Origin of the sequence: Lascolabacillus sp., assembly GCF_028696275.1 — a bacterium.
In the GTDB taxonomy this organism is placed as follows: Bacteria; Bacteroidota; Bacteroidia; order Bacteroidales; family Dysgonomonadaceae; genus Proteiniphilum; species Proteiniphilum massiliensis.
Window position 1 is genome coordinate 57,076 of sequence record NZ_JAQVHI010000005.1, and the last position, 16,656, is coordinate 73,731.

Annotated in this window: 19 protein-coding genes and 1 pseudogene; 4 read left to right on the forward strand and 16 right to left on the reverse strand. The window is 37.4% G+C overall.

The features are described from left to right. Nucleotides 1–119: 119 nt before the first annotated feature. From rplI to rpsF, 3 genes and pseudogenes are all read right to left on the reverse strand, one after another. Nucleotides 120–563: a 50S ribosomal protein L9 gene (gene rplI / locus PHO43_RS02580; RefSeq protein WP_045088864.1), complete on the reverse strand. Its 444-nt coding sequence runs from the start codon at nucleotides 561–563 to the stop codon at nucleotides 120–122. A gap of 14 nt (nucleotides 564–577) precedes the next feature. Then, complete coding sequence (gene rpsR, locus PHO43_RS02585) at nucleotides 578–844, reverse strand: 30S ribosomal protein S18 (RefSeq protein WP_045088863.1); 267 nt, start codon at nucleotides 842–844, stop codon at nucleotides 578–580. Between the two features lie 102 nt (nucleotides 845–946). Then, a pseudogene (gene rpsF, locus PHO43_RS02590) lies at nucleotides 947–1,288 on the reverse strand (30S ribosomal protein S6); the annotation flags it as partial. 195 nt (nucleotides 1,289–1,483) lie between these two features. On the opposite strand from rpsF, the gene zwf reads away from it, so the two are divergent. Together zwf and pgl are read left to right on the forward strand one after the other, a co-directional pair. Beyond that, a complete protein-coding gene (gene zwf, locus PHO43_RS02595; protein WP_045090744.1) occupies nucleotides 1,484–3,013 on the forward strand; it encodes a glucose-6-phosphate dehydrogenase in 1,530 nt (509 codons plus the stop codon). A 28-nt stretch (nucleotides 3,014–3,041) separates the two neighbouring features. Further along, nucleotides 3,042–3,767, forward strand: a complete 726-nt coding sequence (gene pgl, locus PHO43_RS02600) for a 6-phosphogluconolactonase (protein ID WP_197272046.1) — start codon at nucleotides 3,042–3,044, stop codon at nucleotides 3,765–3,767. A 16-nt stretch (nucleotides 3,768–3,783) separates the two neighbouring features. Here the strand turns inward: pgl and def are convergent, their stop codons facing one another. From def to folB, 4 genes are read right to left on the reverse strand one after another with little or no spacing between them, the layout of a single operon-like run. Further along, nucleotides 3,784–4,344 carry a peptide deformylase gene (def, locus tag PHO43_RS02605; RefSeq protein WP_288010169.1) on the reverse strand — a complete coding sequence of 187 codons (561 nt, stop codon included), beginning with the start codon at nucleotides 4,342–4,344 and terminating at the stop codon, nucleotides 3,784–3,786. Further along, on the reverse strand, nucleotides 4,341–4,763 hold the full coding sequence (gene ruvX, locus PHO43_RS02610; protein ID WP_045088860.1) for a Holliday junction resolvase RuvX: 423 nt from the start codon (nucleotides 4,761–4,763) through the stop codon (nucleotides 4,341–4,343). Before ruvX ends, def begins: the two co-directional genes overlap by 4 nt. A 6-nt stretch (nucleotides 4,764–4,769) precedes the next feature. Further along, on the reverse strand, nucleotides 4,770–5,570 hold the full coding sequence (lptB, locus tag PHO43_RS02615; RefSeq protein ID WP_082331561.1) for an LPS export ABC transporter ATP-binding protein: 801 nt from the start codon (nucleotides 5,568–5,570) through the stop codon (nucleotides 4,770–4,772). A 46-nt stretch (nucleotides 5,571–5,616) separates the two neighbouring features. Further along, complete coding sequence (folB, locus tag PHO43_RS02620) at nucleotides 5,617–5,970, reverse strand: dihydroneopterin aldolase (RefSeq protein WP_045088858.1); 354 nt, start codon at nucleotides 5,968–5,970, stop codon at nucleotides 5,617–5,619. Nucleotides 5,971–6,085: 115 nt separating this feature from the next. On the opposite strand from folB, the gene PHO43_RS02625 reads away from it, so the two are divergent. Beyond that, nucleotides 6,086–7,876, forward strand: coding sequence for an aminopeptidase P family protein (locus tag PHO43_RS02625; RefSeq protein WP_288011196.1), 1,791 nt, complete (start codon nucleotides 6,086–6,088; stop codon nucleotides 7,874–7,876). Nucleotides 7,877–7,950: 74 nt separating this feature from the next. Continuing rightward, nucleotides 7,951–8,472 (forward strand): gamma carbonic anhydrase family protein, encoded by a 522-nt coding sequence (locus PHO43_RS02630; protein WP_045088857.1) that lies wholly within the window; start codon nucleotides 7,951–7,953, stop codon nucleotides 8,470–8,472. Nucleotides 8,473–8,481: 9 nt separating this feature from the next. On the opposite strand, the gene PHO43_RS02635 is transcribed toward PHO43_RS02630, so the two are convergent. From PHO43_RS02635 to dnaB, 9 genes are all read right to left on the reverse strand, one after another. Next, the gene (locus PHO43_RS02635; RefSeq protein ID WP_052673055.1) at nucleotides 8,482–8,907 is read right to left on the reverse strand and encodes a PEGA domain-containing protein; all 426 of its coding nucleotides are present in this window, start codon (nucleotides 8,905–8,907) and stop codon (nucleotides 8,482–8,484) included. Nucleotides 8,908–9,019: 112 nt separating this feature from the next. After that, entirely contained in the window at nucleotides 9,020–10,288 is a 1,269-nt protein-coding gene (locus PHO43_RS02640) for a peptidase U32 family protein (RefSeq protein ID WP_197272047.1), read from the reverse strand. 230 nt (nucleotides 10,289–10,518) lie between these two features. Next, nucleotides 10,519–10,917: a DUF302 domain-containing protein gene (locus PHO43_RS02645; RefSeq protein ID WP_045088856.1), complete on the reverse strand. Its 399-nt coding sequence runs from the start codon at nucleotides 10,915–10,917 to the stop codon at nucleotides 10,519–10,521. Between the two features lie 12 nt (nucleotides 10,918–10,929). After that, nucleotides 10,930–11,436, reverse strand: a complete 507-nt coding sequence (gene trxA, locus PHO43_RS02650) for a thioredoxin (RefSeq protein WP_045088855.1) — start codon at nucleotides 11,434–11,436, stop codon at nucleotides 10,930–10,932. Beyond that, on the reverse strand, nucleotides 11,433–11,690 hold the full coding sequence (locus PHO43_RS02655; RefSeq protein WP_353738313.1) for a DUF6132 family protein: 258 nt from the start codon (nucleotides 11,688–11,690) through the stop codon (nucleotides 11,433–11,435). The genes trxA and PHO43_RS02655 overlap by 4 nt, the downstream gene beginning before the upstream one ends. A gap of 22 nt (nucleotides 11,691–11,712) precedes the next feature. Continuing rightward, a complete protein-coding gene (locus tag PHO43_RS02660; RefSeq protein WP_045090739.1) occupies nucleotides 11,713–12,063 on the reverse strand; it encodes an ArsR/SmtB family transcription factor in 351 nt (116 codons plus the stop codon). Between the two features lie 117 nt (nucleotides 12,064–12,180). Continuing rightward, nucleotides 12,181–12,879, reverse strand: a complete 699-nt coding sequence (locus PHO43_RS02665) for a porin family protein (protein ID WP_045088853.1) — start codon at nucleotides 12,877–12,879, stop codon at nucleotides 12,181–12,183. Next, nucleotides 12,876–14,897, reverse strand: coding sequence for an amino acid ABC transporter substrate-binding protein (locus PHO43_RS02670; protein ID WP_288011203.1), 2,022 nt, complete (start codon nucleotides 14,895–14,897; stop codon nucleotides 12,876–12,878). Before PHO43_RS02670 ends, PHO43_RS02665 begins: the two co-directional genes overlap by 4 nt. Before the next feature lie 176 nt (nucleotides 14,898–15,073). Further along, nucleotides 15,074–16,600 (reverse strand): replicative DNA helicase, encoded by a 1,527-nt coding sequence (gene dnaB, locus PHO43_RS02675; protein ID WP_288011206.1) that lies wholly within the window; start codon nucleotides 16,598–16,600, stop codon nucleotides 15,074–15,076. Nucleotides 16,601–16,656: the final 56 nt, after the last annotated feature.

Consider the following 16,656-nt stretch of genomic DNA (forward strand, 5'->3'; position numbering starts at 1 on the left):
TTGATTTATATTTTATATTATAACATCTGGTAGCCAGGAGCGTATTTTAATAATTAACAATAAAAAAACCCCGGTATATTAATATATACCGAGGTTCTTAAGTTTCTATAAAGGTTCTATTATTCAGCTACCACTTCAAATGGAACTTCTACTGATACCTCTTTATGTAATTTAACTACAGCTGTGTAGTTACCTACTTCTTTTACCTGATCTTTAATCTGGATAAGTTTGCGATCAACTTCGAAACCTTTTTCTTGTAATGCATCAGCAATCTGGATATTTGTTACAGAACCAAAGATTGTACCAGTTGAGCTGGTTTTGGCTCCAATTGTTAGTGTAACACCCTCCATTTTGTCTGCTACAGCCTGAGCATCAGCTTTAATCTGAGCAAGCTTGTGTGCACGTTGTTTCTGGTTTTCAGCTAAAACTTTCTTAGCAGATTCGTTCGCGATAATTGCCTTACCCTGAGGAATGAGATAATTGCGGGCATAACCCTTTTTCACATTCACTATATCATCCTTGTATCCAAGGTTAAGTATATCTTCTTTTAATATTACTTCCATTTCTATTTCCTCCTTTATTTCATTAAATCGGTTACATATGGAAGTAGAGCAATATGACGAGCTCTCTTCACTGCTTGAGCCACACGACGCTGGAATTTCAAAGATGTTCCTGTGATTCTTCTTGGTAAAATTTTACCCTGTTCATTCAGGAATTTCTTTAGAAACTCAGGATCCTTATAATCGATATATTTTATTCCGTTCTTTTTGAAACGGCAATATTTCTTTTTCTTTACATCCACCGAAAGTGGTGTTAAATATCTTATTTCCGATTGTTTAGCCATCTCTTAATCCTCCATTTCGTTAATGGTTAATTCAGGCTGCTCTGACTCAGAAACCTGAACATTATCTTTCCTTTTTTTGCTTTCTGCTGAAGAAGGGTCAGCCTCCTTTTTCTTTCCGCCTTTATTGTTTCTTCTTTTGAGTGCATACTCATAAGCGAACTTATCTTGTTTCACAGTAAGGAAACGGATTACGCGCTCATCACGACGGAAATTGATTTCCAGTTTTTCGATCACTGAAGGGTCAGCTTTGAATTCAAGAAAAGTGTAAAATCCGGTTGTTTTCTTGTCGATATTGTAGGCAAGTTTGCGCAGGCCCCAATCTTCTTCATTCACAATCTCGGCTCCTTGCTCTGTAAGGAGGTTCTTGAATTTTTCAACCGTCTCCTTCATCTGAACATCAGATAAAACGGGAGTTAAAATGAAAACGGTTTCGTAATTATTCATACTTAATTAACTATTAATGTTTTAAATAAAATTTCTCGGTTTTTCGAGGTGCAAAGATACAATAAAATATCTTATCCACAAATCTATAATTATGAAAAGCTTATGTAGTTTATGATGATTTTTCTTAAAAAAAAGCGCGATCAACTTTTTCCTGTTAAATTTGTTCTTTCAATATATCCAAGATGTATTTAAATGATGAAAAAGAAAACCAACCAGGCACTTGTTATTTTTGGTGCTTCGGGCGATTTGACATATCGCAAGCTTATTCCTGCAGTGTTTGATCTATATATGAATGATTCACTGCCCGAAGGTTATGCCGTATTGGGAGTGAGCCGCACTCCGTTTACGAATGATAAGTTCCGTAAGAAAATGAAGGAAGGTATCCGACAGTTTGCCCGTTATAAAGATACTACTAATGAAAAACTTGATGGATTTCTTTCAAAACTATTCTATCTGAGTATTGATACTGATAAAGGAGAAGAGTATGGCCGGGTAAAGGAAAAGCTTGACAAACTGAATAAAAAATTTAATCTGGGACAAAACTATATATTTTATCTCTCTACACCACCAGCTCTATACAGTACTATACCGAAATATCTGTATGGACATGGACTTACTATACAGCAAAAAGGGTTCCGCAGGCTAATCATTGAGAAACCGTTCGGACACGATCTGAAGTCGGCTGTTGAATTAAACAACCAATTACTGGAATTCTTTGACGAGGATCAGATTTACAGGATTGATCATTATCTTGGTAAAGAGACAGTTCAAAATCTAATGGTCACAAGATTTGCCAATGGAATATATGAACCACTCTGGAACAGGAACTTTATTAAACATGTAGAGATAACAGCAGCAGAAAGTCTTGGCGTTGAAGGCAGAGGAGGATATTATGATGGTGCCGGCGCATTACGTGATATGATACAGAATCATCTCCTTCAGGTTCTTTCACTGATTGCAATGGAACCTCCGGCAAAAATAACTGCTGAGGATATCAGATATGAGAAGATGAAAGTATTTCGATCACTTCGACCATTCAGCAAGAGCGACCTGAAAAAAAACGTTATTCGCGGGCAATATACAGAAGCAACAGTAAGAGGTAAACATTACAAGAGTTACAGAGATGAGCTGAATGTTGATCCGCAGTCAAGAACAGAAACTTATGCTGCCATGAAGATCTTTATTGACAACTGGCGCTGGGAGGGTGTTCCATTCTATATTCGCAGTGGTAAAAGATTACCGACAAACGTATCAGAAGTAGTTATTCATTTCAGGCCCTCACCTCAAAAACTTTTTAAGTTGGAAGATGAGTCCACACACTCAGATAATCAGCTGATTCTAAGAATTCAGCCGGACGAAGGGATATTGCTTAAAACAGGAATGAAAGTGCCTGGCAATGGGTATGAGGTTAAATCTGTAAATATGGATTTTCACTATTCTGAGCTAAATAATCACTATATACCTAGTGCATATGAAAGATTGATACTCGACTGTATGTCTGGTGACAACATGCTCTATATGCAGGGAGAAGCTGTAGAAGAGACTTGGAAATTTGTTCAGCCCATACTCGACTATTGGGAAAATGATGAGGATGCACCTCTTCATGGGTACCCATCTGGTTCGTGGGGACCAGATGTAGCAGATGATCTTATTGAGGGAAAAGAGAGCACATGGCGTTATCCATGCAAGAATCTTGCTGAGGATGGCGTTTATTGTGAATTATAAAATAGGAAGATTACTATATATATTAATAATGGATATACAGATATTTGAATCTTTAAAGGAATTAAACCAGTCTTTTACAGAGTGGCTGCAAGAGATATTAAAAAAGAAAAAGAGTATAACCGTAGCACTTTCGGGAGGATCTACACCAAAGTCGCTATTCAACTACTGGTCTGAATTGCCCGAAGGTGAGATAGAATGGACAAAAATAAAATTCTTTTGGGGTGATGAGCGTTGCGTGCCTCCTTCAGACGATCAAAGCAACTATAAAATGACAAATGATCATCTGTTCAATAAGGTAAACATCCCAAAGGAAAATATCTTCCGTATCAAAGGCGAAAACAGCCCTTCAAGTGAAGCATATGAATATAGCGACCTCTTAAATCAAAATATTAAAGTTGTGGATAATATACCAGTTTTCGATATTATTATTCTTGGTATGGGTGATGATGGTCACACAGCATCCATTTTTCCACATGAGATAGAGCTATGGAACAGCAGCAGGAACTGCGTAGTAGCAACACATCCGGAATCGGGTCAAAAGCGGGTAAGCATTACAGGCAGAGTTATTAATGCAGCTGACAATGTAGCTTTTTTAGTAACCGGTGAAAACAAAGCTGATAAAATCAAGGAGATAATCGAGAATCCTTTAGAATCAGAAAAAAAATATCCGGCTGCATTGGTGCAACCGGAGTCTGGTAATCTAATCTGGTTTATTGATAATAAGGCAGCAGGTAGATTAACTGGCAACAGTTAATCTACACTTAATTTACTTATCTTACAGTTTTAACTCTGTAATCGCAATTAACTCTTCCTTTTTCCAAGTTTGCAAGCTTGCCCTTAATCATCCTTCTTCGAAGCAATGATATCTTATCGGTAAACAGGATACCATCAAGATGATCATACTCGTGCTGAATAACACGTGCCATATAACCACTGTAAACTTCATCGTGAGGCTGCAGATTTTCATCAAGATATTTAATTCTTATCTCATCCTCACGTGGAACCTTTTCATGAATGCCCGGAATACTTAAACATCCCTCTTCAACTATCTCTATATCTCCAGAACGTTCAGTGATATGTGCATTTATGAACACCTTTTTGAAATCATTGAATTCAGGGTGATCATCATCAGCCAAAGGAGATAAATCAACGACAAAGATCCTGTCTTCCAGTCCAATTTGAGGACCTGCAAGTCCCACACCTTCGGCGTTATACATAGTTTCGAACATGTTTTCTATTAGCTCATTCAATTTTGGGTATGTCTCCGGGTCAATATCCTTAGTTATCTTTCTCAGAACAGGATGACCATAAATGTATATTGGTAATATCATAATAATTTTCTTTTACTCTCCATATATCCCTGAAGGATAATGGTAGCACTAATTTCATCTACTAACTCTTTATTTTGACGATCCCTTTTTTTTAATCCCCCCTGAATCATAGCTTGATGAGCAAGTTTAGAAGAAAAACGCTCATCGTAATATTCCACCGGGATGTTGGGATACTGTTTTCTTAAACGGTTTACAAACGGTTCTACCCGTCTCATATTTTCAGATGGCTCATTGTTCATCTGTTTTGGAAGACCCACTACTATACACTCAACCTCCTCTTTTTTCAAATACTCCTCCAGGAATTCAAACAATTTGGAAGTCTCTACAGTAGTCAGTCCATTTGCAATAATCTGAAGAGGATCGCTAACTGCAATACCTGTTCGTTTTTTACCATAATCAATTGATAACAATCTAGCCATAAACAATTAAGGAGTATCGAAAGTTCGCCTCCGCAACTCAAAGTCACGCCCTAAATATTTCTCCCTTACAATAGGATTTGCTGCCAGCTCCTCTGCAGTTCCCTGAAACAGTACTTTACCCTCAAACAAAAGATAAGCCCTGTCAGTAATACTCAATGTTTCATCAACATTATGGTCGGTAATCAGAATACCAATATTTTTATATTTAAGCTGAGCCACTATAGATTGAATATCCTGAACAGCAATCGGGTCGATACCTGCGAAAGGTTCATCCAGCATTATAAATTTAGGATCAATTGCAAGACAACGCGCAATCTCTGCACGTCTGCGTTCCCCACCCGAAAGCCTGTCACCCTGATTCTTACGAACCTTCTCCAGTCCAAACTCAGCAATCAGACTCTCCAGCTTTTCTTCCTTCTCCTTTGCTGATTTATCGGTAAATTCAAGCACCGATTTTATGTTATCCTCAACACTCATTTTCCTGAATATGGAAGCCTCCTGAGCAAGGTACCCTATACCCTTCTGTGCTCGTTTATATACCGGGAATTTCGTAATATTATCCTTTCCAATAAAAATCTCTCCTTCATTGGGAACAATCAATCCCACAGTCATATAGAAAGTAGTGGTTTTGCCTGCACCGTTTGGACCCAGCAGACCAACAATCTCGCCCTGTTTCACATTGATAGAAACATGACTAACAACAGTTCTTTTACCATACTTCTTAACCAGATTCTCTGTGCGCAGCATCAGATGTCCATTCTGTGGCAAATCTTCAGAAATCGTTATGTTATCGAAATCATCTCCCATTAGTAGAAATTTTATGCAAAGATATTAAAAAGTTCGAAGTTACAGGTTAATTACTAATCACTATCTCAGACTTATCCATCTCACCATCTACAGGTGGATTCAATTTAGCAACAGAAACCTCAAGAGATATAATTTCAGGATATTGGTTTGAAATTTTATTGTAAATACGACCAGCAATATGCTCCAGCAGCTTAGATGGTATGCTCATCTCAGCTTTAATCAGATCATAAACATCTGCATAATTTATAGTATCTTCTACATTATCAGACTCATATGCTTTAGTCAGATCTGCCTCAATAAGAACATTCACTTCATAACTTGCTCCTATTATTGTCTCTTGTGATAAAACCCCATGATGAGAGTGGAATTTCATATTAGAGAGTTTTATTTTCGTTTTCATTCTTAAAATATTTAGCACTACGTAAACATTGTGCAATAGTTATACCTCTTTTTTCAGATTCAAATATAAGAACAATTTAGTATATTTGCTGTTTTATGAGTTAAATCAAGACAAAATGAAAACAAACGAAATCCCTGCAAGACTCGAAGCCATGCGTCAGTTCATGACTGAGAAAAATCTGGATGCATTTATCATCCCAAGTACAGACGCTCATCTTAGCGAATATCCTCCAAAATACTGGGAATCCAGAAAATGGATAAGTGGCTTTACCGGGTCAGCCGGAACTGCTGTTGTAACAAAAGAGAAAGCTGGAGTATGGACCGACTCCCGCTATTTCATTCAGGCTGCTGAAGAACTAAAAGATACCGGGTTTGATCTATTTAAAATGGGACAGCCGGAAACACCTGATATGACTGATTGGATCATTGAGCAAGTTGGTAGTGGGGGCACAGTTGGCATTGATGGTTTGGTTTATGCCTCATCTGATGCAAAATCATTAAAATCAAAACTAGACAGCAAAAATATAAATCTGAACACTGAATTTGATCCCTTTTCTGTTATCAGAACTGACAGACCTGAGATACCCCAGAACCATATATTCACGCTGCCAGTTGAAGTAGCGGGCGAGTCTGTTAAGAGTAAAATAGAGCGAATTAATGGTGAACTTAAAAAGCTTGAGGCTGATGGTATTATTATCGTAACGCTTGATGCTGTAGCATGGACCTTCAATATGAGGGGCAATGATGTTGAATACAACCCTGTTGCAGTGGCTTATGCATATGTATCGGAAAACGAAACAGTATTGTTTGTAGATCAGGATAAAATTAGTGAAGAGATTGCTGAAGAATATAAAGAGCAGGGTATTATAATAAGCGACTATAACAATGTATTTGAATATGTAGCTAATCTTCCGGCGGATAGCAAAGTTTGTGTTACAGGCAATAAAATAAACTGGAAGCTGCTTCAGACAATACCTGAATCCTGTAAAATAGTTGATGTCCCATCTCCTGTTGATCTGATGAAGAGCATAAAGAATGAGACTGAACTTGAAGGTTTCCGTAATGCAATGATAAAGGATGGTGTAGCTCTTGTAAAGTTTTACATGTGGCTGGAGAAGGCTATTCCAACAGGTGAGGTTACTGAAGTAATGATAGAAGAAAAGCTTCTTGAGTACCGCTCTCAGCAAGAGAATTTCGTAGGTGAGAGTTTTGGTACTATTGCAGGCTATGCAGGCAATGGCGCTATTGTTCATTATCATGCCACTCCTGAAAATTGTCTTACTATCAAACCTGAAGGACTGTTGCTTATCGACTCTGGCGGACAGTATAAGGATGGTACCACCGATATTACCCGTACAGTTGCTGCAGGCAAGCTTACCAAGCAGATGAAAGCAGATTATACAAATGTACTGAAAGGTCATATAGCATTGGCAACAGCAATATTTCCCGAGGGAACCAGGGGTTCACAGCTGGATGTACTTGCCCGCAAAGCACTTTGGAATAATTGTCTGACCTACTGGCATGGTACAGGCCATGGTATCGGTCATTTCCTGAATGTACACGAGGGTCCACAGAATATTCGCCTTGAAGAGAATCCTACGCTTCTTAAACCAGGCATGGTTACTTCCAATGAGCCGGGTGTATACCGTGCAAATCAATATGGCATACGTATCGAGAATCTTATAGTAACACAGGAATATAGAAAGACCGAAGAGTTTGGTACTTTCTACAACTTTGAAACTATCACTCTTTGTCCTATTGACACTAGACCGATTTCTAAGAAACTTCTTACAAAGTGCGAGAAAAAATGGCTCAACAAATACCATAAGATGGTTTATAAGAAGCTAAAGAACCACCTGAGTGTAGAAGAAAAAACCTGGTTAAAAAATAAAACCAAACCAATTTAAGTTTAAATAATATTTTGTCAAAAGTCGGGCATCAGTTTAATTTAAACAAACCCGACTTTTTCATTCTTAAAACTATGGCACTTATAAAATCAGTTCGCGGGTTCACACCCAAGATCGGAGAAAACTGTTATCTTGCAGACAATGCAACTATTATAGGAGATGTTGAAATAGGCAGCGATTGCAGCATTTGGTTCAATACTGTACTGAGAGGTGATGTAAATTTAATTCGTATTGGCGATCGTGTAAACGTGCAAGACGGCACAGTAATACACACACTATATCAAAAATCAGTTTCAATTATTGGGGATGATGTCTCTATTGGACACAATGTTGTAATACATGGAGCAGAAGTAAAATCCGGTGCTCTTATTGGTATGGGAGCTATTGTGCTGGATCATGCCGTAATAGGTGAGGGAGCAATTATTGCAGCCGGATCAGTTGTTCTTAGTGGCACACAGGTAGAACCCGGCAGTATATATGCCGGAGTACCTGCAAAATTTGTAAAGAAGGTTGATCCTGAGCAATCCAAAGAGATGAACCAGAAGATAGCGAGTAACTACCTGATGTATTCCGGATGGTTTAAAGATGAGGATTAGGATAAAATCCTAGTCCTTCAGTACACCCGAAATATAGTATTCACCACTACTCAAAGCCGATTCAGAAATTGAGGCATTGTAATTCAGAGGTTTAAGTTCATAATTATGAACTGGCTTATATTTCATTGTCCAAAGGAAAGGGACCCAAATAAGCAGACCACCTATAATAGCTCCTGCATCCACCTCTTCATTTCTTGTGAGGTATGTATACAGTGGCTCGTACCCTTCTTTCTCTATACGCAGTGATGTAGTACTACCAACAATTTTTGTATCAGAGTATGAAAGTGGTGTAACTCCCATATACTCTTCATTCATATAAACTTTAGCCCCACTTGGATTTGATTGAATTAATGTAGTACTAGAGCAGCTTGCAAATAAAACTAAAGCAGCCAATAATACTACAGCTACTTTCATGAAAACAGATTGATTAACCATAATGATTTTATAAAAAGATTGTGCATTACAAAGTTACACTAATTTTGATTATTTCAAATTAACTTAAATAATTTTTTTAAATTAACTTAAAAGTTTCTACAAATGTAACACTCTATCTTTCGTGGGCAACCCCTCTTCTGTTTGCAGTTACCATCTTATATAACTGATCATTAGGGCGAATCTTCTCATTAGTCTTAATTGAGAAATGATCACCTTTAACAGCCTCTTCAACAGAGTTGAAATCAACACGTATATCTTCAGCAGTTATAAAAACTGCTCCTGTTGTTGGTCCTGTAATTAAAAGTTCATCGCCTGGTTTAACAGATTGAGTTTCTACCAGAAACTCTGTAACCCCCAGATTACCAAAATGCTTAACAGCTTTACCAACATACACCTTTCGCTTGGTAGCTCCTGACCCATAGCGGTGTGTCCATTCCCCTAACCTCTGACCCAGATAATAACCATCCCAGAAACCTCGATTGAAAACAGTGGAAAGCTTCTCATTCCACACATCAATCTTATCCTGAGTAAATGTATCACTACAATAAGACTCAATAGCCTCTCTGTAGCAGGTTGTCACGACACGCACATATTCCGGTCCCCTTGCACGCCCTTCAATCTTGAATACCCTCACTCCGGCATCCATCATCTTATTCATGAAATGAATAGTCTTCAGATCCTTAGGTGACATAATATATTCATTATCTATCTCCAGCTCAATATCGCTTGTTTTATCCTTAACAATATAGGATCTGCGGCAGATCTGATTACACTGCCCTCTGTTTGCTGACAGATCTTTCTCATGCAGACTAAGGTAACATTTACCTGATACAGCCATACATAGTGCTCCATGAGCAAACATCTCAATTTGAATCAGATTGCCACCCGGACCTTTTATCTGTTGTTCAACAATATCTTTATGTATTGCCGCTACCTGATCCAGATTTAGTTCACGTGCCAGAACTACCACATCGGCAAATTGAGCATAAAATTTAAGTGATTCTGTATTTGTTATATTAAGTTGTGTCGATAAATGAACTTCAACACCAATAGAGCGAGCGTACATTAGCACAGCTACATCTGCTGCAATTATTGCAGATAAATTGGCCTTCTTTGCAGCATCAACAATCTTGCGCATCAGCTCCATATCATTGTTATAAATGATAGTGTTGACAGTAAGGTAACTTTTTAGATTATTCTCTCTGCAAATCTTAGCTATATTATGTAGGTCATCTATAGTAAAATTGTTTGAAGATTTGGAGCGCATATTCAACCCCTCAATCCCAAAGTATATTGAATCTGCCCCACCCTGTATAGCTGCCATAAGCGACTCATAAGAGCCTGCGGGCGCCATTATCTCGTAATCTTTTCTGGATTTCATTATTTTGCTCTGATTTTAAAGCACAAAAGTACAAAAAAAGAGCCAATATTCATATTACTTACTCCGTCACCCGTTTATTATCGGCTTATATACGATTTAATTAATTATATGCATATAATTAACTGAAAAAATTGAATTAATAAATATAACCTGTTTGATGTAAAAATAAAGGGTGACACATTATAAGTCACCCTTTAACACGAAAAAGTTACAATAGTAAAAATATATAATTAATTTACTGAAACCTTCTTTATAAATGATTCCGCATCTTTAAATGCATCGGTCATCACCTTCTGAGCCACACCTCCTATTTGAGAAGAAAGCATCTCAGCGTTCATTCGTGAAACATAGGTTGAGCCATCTGCTTTTTCGTATACAGAAATTCTGCAGGGAAGCATACTGGAGTACAGACGTAAGCTATTATCAGACAAAAGCCGGTATGCATATCCCGGATTACAAAGCTCTATAACCTTAACAGGAAGAACATCTTTACCATTCTTTTTCATTATTTCCTGTAAATCCAGAATCTGTATTACTCTCCAGCCTCCTTCAGCAATCAGCTCTGAAAGCTTGCTTACAGTTTCATCAAAACCATATTTGCTGCTATTCTCATAAAACATCTGTTCCATAATAATATACTATTAGTTCTTAAGTAAAACCTCTTCAATAGCCTGTTTGAAGGCATCTTTTGGAAGTGCTCCCTGAGCCATTTGAGGCGCCTCACCCATTGGAACAAAAAGCAATGATGGAATACTGCGTATGCCAAATTCAGCTGCAAGCTGCTGTTCAGCCTCAGTATCTACTTTATAGATATAAATCTGACCATCATACTCCTCTGCCAGTTCTTCGAGTATAGGTGCAATCATCTTACATGGACCACACCAGTCGGCATAAAAATCAATAATTGCGGGTTTATCACCCAGATATACCCATTTGTCGGGAGTTTCTTCGAAATTTGCCACTTTCTTTAAAAAGTCAGCTCTTGTTAAATGAATAGTTTTTGCTGTTGTTGTCATATTATTTTCTTTGTTTATACTGTTTGTTTCTGAAATATTTAAATTCTTTTTTTGATTATCATTTTTGCAACCGGCTAGTACTGCAGCTATTGCAATGGTAAAAACAAGAATACCATTTCTATTTATTTTCATATGTCACTATTTTTTTTGTTATTATCTGCATCTTTTCTGCTCTCTATCATTTTATTTTTAGTCTTATCTGCTGAAAACATATCAAACAGCAGGTAACCTACTATAGCCCCATACAATATCATTCTGTAAGGATTTGAGGTTATAGGACAGGTTCCTGTTACACATCCCACATAAAAATAATAGAGATAACCGCCCAGCGCTCCTGTAGCTAACCCTGCAATTTTAAGCCAATGTTTAAAAAAAAAGTCTTTCATTATTAATTATCGTGTTAATAAATTAATTCCGATTTGATTCTCCATGCAGAGAAATATCATTGCTGCCGTCTGAACCATCACAACTCATCATGCATTTCAGCATGTTAGTAACTCTTTTATCCCTGATAGAGTAAAAACTGTTCTTCCCTTCTCTCCTGCAGTTTAAAATACCTTTTGCACGCATATCTGTAAGATGATGTGAAAGCAATGATTGCTCACAGTCCATTTTTTCACGCAACTCACTTACAGACAACTCTTCTGTCTGAGTCAACTGCATTATAACACATAGACGGGTTTCATGTGCCAAAGCTTTGAGAATATAGGCAGCCTCTTCAAATTGTGAGCGATCTATTTTCCTGACAATTTTATTCATTTCAGCAATTTCCATATCTTGTTTTAGTCTTAAATACTTTTTATTAATATATGAACATTTATTCATATGTTTTTGTTCAAAACAATCAATGATTTTTATTATTAAAAAATAAAATGATTAACGGATTTTAATGTAGTAAGTTAGTTTCCCTTCTATCAAGCGGTGTGCAGATCGTCCGAAATAGGCATTCTCGCTTCTGCGACTGGTGAAAATATCCCCTAATCCAAAATAGTATCTTCCCTCTAAATCAAAGTTCCCAATACCTGTTTGAATCTCAATACCCATTCCCCCTACTAAGCCGTAATCCACCTTTTGCATTTCGCTAAATGGGTTGTATTGATAACCTATAGTACGATCTGGATTTGCCTCTCTGCGAGCATCTATATCATCGCTAAGTGCCTGACTCATTTCATGGTTTTCAGATAAAAGATAGCTAATTTGGGGACCGGCATTTATTATAAAACGTGTTTTGTTACCAAAATAGACATGTGTCATAAATGGAATTTCGATATAATTTAAGGTTCTGTTGTATGAGAAACCCGATTCGGGATCAAACTCCTCCTCCCATCCTCTCTGTGAATAGTTAGCCTCCACAATCAAACCTAAGTTCCTCTGTGAAACATATTTTGCAGCAATACCACCTGAAACTCCAATTTTCAAAGTCTGAGGAACAGAAGGTAAAAAATCAACCCTTGTAGCAAGAGCACTTGCTCCTGCACCAAAATAAAACTCACCCAGAAAGTTATCTCTTTGAGCAAAAAGATTATCAGAGATAAGTAGTGCTAACGTAAGAAAGATGAATAATATTCGTTTCATCTGCTTTTATCCATTTTTACAATTCTTCCGTTCGTATCATAATTTATAAGATATATACCGGAATTTATGAATCCTCCCCAGTTATTTAATCTTTTAAAGTTAAATGGGAACTGCAAAGTATTAACACGAACGTTATCAACCTGCTGTTCAAAGTTAACACCATATCTGTCCAGTGCCGTCAGGAAGAACATCCCTGTATCATATCCCCACATTCCGTAACCGGGATTAGTATCGAGTAAGTTCCTTCCATACCATTTATGAAACCTCTCGGTAAATGCTTTTGTTGCAGGGTTATTATTGTCTACAAAGAAAGGACTGTAAATATATGTTCCAAAATGATGATATTCACGAATTAAATTTGAGTAGGTCTGCCATTCAGGATAGCCAAATAGTCTGAACACATATTCAGAATCAGTTTCCTGAACTTTTTTCAATTCATCGATTACTCTCCTCAAGGTGTTTGAGTCACCGCTGGTAGGAATAATAATATTCTCTTTCGTTTTGCTTAGTAAAGCCAGTATTGAAGTCTCCAGAGTGCTTGTAATACTTATAGTTTCGTACCTAATATTGTTATTTCTCAAATTAATCTGAATCTGAGAAAGCAACTCCATTTTATCATTCTGTCCTCCACTTACGAATATAATATTTGCATTTCTGAAAGTCTCCACAAACAACTCAGAAGCATTGTCGTTGATTGACTTTTGCAAAGGATTTACCTGAAAAATATTCCCATTGTTTAACACCTCTCCATTACTTTGAGAAAAAGGAACAACATATTTTATGTTATTTGCTTTTGAGAAGTCTGAAAGAGTTCTTATCTGTGCATCACTCACTCCGCCTATTATCAGATTCAGTGATTGCATTTCAAGTGTTTGAAGAAGACTTTCAAGTTTTTTTGTATCACTTCCTTTACCAATCTCAAATACATAAAGCTCCAGATCTGTACCTCTGTTTTTCAATTCCTCAACAGCCAAAAGGAAGCCTTCATAATACTCCTGCAGGCGAATGTGGGCACCACCGGCTTCGTCGAGAAACGGCAATAGAAGACCAACTTTAATGATATCCACTCTTTGAGGACCTTTTCTTTGAACAAGCAGCCTGTTTACTTCGTTTTCCAATCTTTGAGTTGTACCTTCAAGTGAACTCTTTTTAACAGGAATAATCAGCTCCATATTTGTCTTTAGTCCACCAGCCAGCATAGGATTTTTGGCCTCTATTTCTCCAACAGGGACATTATACTGTCGTGAGATACTATAAAGTGTTTCACCTCTGCTTACTTTGTGAATAATATCTGATGTTTGTGCTTCATATGGAATTACCACCTCATATGACTCAAAAAATGGGATACGTATAGTTCTTCCTATTTGGAAAGTCTCCACCGTCAGTCCCGGATTTGCAGTAATCACATCCTCAGGTCTCAATGAATATGTTCTTGATACAGAGTAGAGTGTCTCTTTTGGTAGAATTGTGTGATAGCGGTAGTTTTCCTCCTTTACTTCACTGATCACCCTTCTTTGAGGGAGTATCAGTACCTGACCTATAGAAATTGACTCTCTTGCATCTGGATTTAGTCGATAAATTTCATCCACTGTAGTATTATACATCTGCGAAATACTGAAAACAGTCTCACCTTTTACAACAGTATGTCTGAAATTTTTATTCTGATCTATCGGTGATGTCTGATCTATGGATTGAGCTACAGATCCAACAGAATTATTCTCGGAAGTGCTGAACTGAGACTGAAGGTTTTCATTTGTTATTGGTATAAGTAGCTCCTGTCCATTCTGCAAACCCTGGTTTGCATTGGGGTTACTTCTTAATAAATCTGCAACAGTTACGGAAAAGGTGCGGGAAATAGAATACAAACCCTCTCCCGGCTGTACTTTATATTTGTAATATGATTTCCCATCAACGGTTACGGTTTCATACGGCATTCCCTGAGAATTCAGAGACTGTATCCCTAATAAAAACAGAACTACAATTGCCAATAATTTGCTAAACCTAAGAGAATCAATCATTATTTATCTATCTTAATTATAAAACTGTTCTGAAAAAACACTCACAAAAGTACTAATATTATTCAAAAATCAGCTCTAGTCGCTCTGAGTTACAATTGTTTTACAGTAATTAGAGCTATTTTAACACTATTATATTTCTATTTTTCAGTTATATACTTAAAAATATAGGCTGTTGATTAAAATGGCAGCGGCTCATCACTTAGTGCATTGCCGGTTGAATTATTGTATTCTACCGATTCATTAGGCTTGAATGATTTATTCATTTTAGAGGGTAGCTCTACATAATTTCTGCCTACTGCATAATCATCCAGATTCTGGAATCGAGCATACTCACCGTCAAAACGCATATTTGCAATACCGGTGGGACCATTACGATGTTTTGCCACAATTATTTCCGCTATACCAACCAGAGAATTACCCATCTCATCTTCTGTAATACGATAATATTCGGGTCGGTGAATAAAACATACAATATCAGCATCCTGTTCAATCGCTCCCGATTCACGAAGGTCTGAAAGCTGTGGTCGCTTCCTTTCTGTTCCAACCCTTGACTCAACACCACGGTTAAGCTGAGATAGTGCAAGTATAGGAATATTGAGTTCTTTTGCCAATCCTTTAAGTGATCGGGATATCATACTTACCTCCTGTTCACGACTGCCAAAATTCATGCCACTTGCATTCATCAACTGAAGGTAGTCAATAATGATTGCTCTGATTTTATGCTCACGTACAAGACGTCTTGCTTTTGTGCGGAGCTCAAATACTGAAAGACTTGGTGTATCATCAATATAAATAGGAGCATTATAAAGAAGTTTATGGTTTTTATCAAGTCGTTCCCACTCATCATCACTAAGTCTACCGCTTTTAATACTCTCCCCTTTAATCTGACAAACATTTACTATCAACCTGTTAACCAGCTGTACATTTGACATCTCAAGTGAGAATATAGCTATCGGCTGTTGATAATCAAGAGCAATGTTTTTTGCCATAGAAAGCACCAATGCCGTTTTACCCATTGCAGGACGGGCAGCAATAATAACCAAATCTGAATTCTGCCATCCTGATGTAAGCTTGTCCAATTCCTTAAATCCGGTTGGGAGACCACTCATTCCATCCTTGCGATTTGCAGCAATCTGGATATTCTCCATTGCCTCTTTAATAACCGGATTGATCTGTATTACATCTTTTTTTACATTACGCTGTGATATTTCGAACAGTTTACCTTCAGCCTCCTGCATAAGGTCATCCACATCGACAGTCTCATCAAATGCATTTTGTGAAACATCCGATGAGAATGAGATCAGTTCGCGTGCAAGATATTTTTGTGCTATAATTCTTGCATGATACTCGATATGAGCTGCAGAGGCAACTTTCTCTGAAAGCTCTGCTATATAAACAGGTCCGCCAGCAGCCTCAAGTTCACCACGCCGCTTGAGTTCTTCAACCACAGTAAGAACATCAACAGGTTTCTGTTGCATCGACAGGCCTTGAATAGCTCCATAAATTATCTGATGAACAGGATCATAAAAACTTTCAGGCTTGAGTATTTCACCTACTATTGAATAAGAATCCTTTTCAAGCATCAACGCACCTAGTACTGCCTCTTCAAGCTCTCTTGCCTGTGGTGGTAATTTACCAATATCGGGTGCTACTACTGTTTTCTCGATTACTTTAACCGCCGGTTTCCTTTTCTGTTTCTCCATTTATATAGGTTTTTGCTAAAAAATATGTATATTTAGAGGGTGATTTACTTTATTAC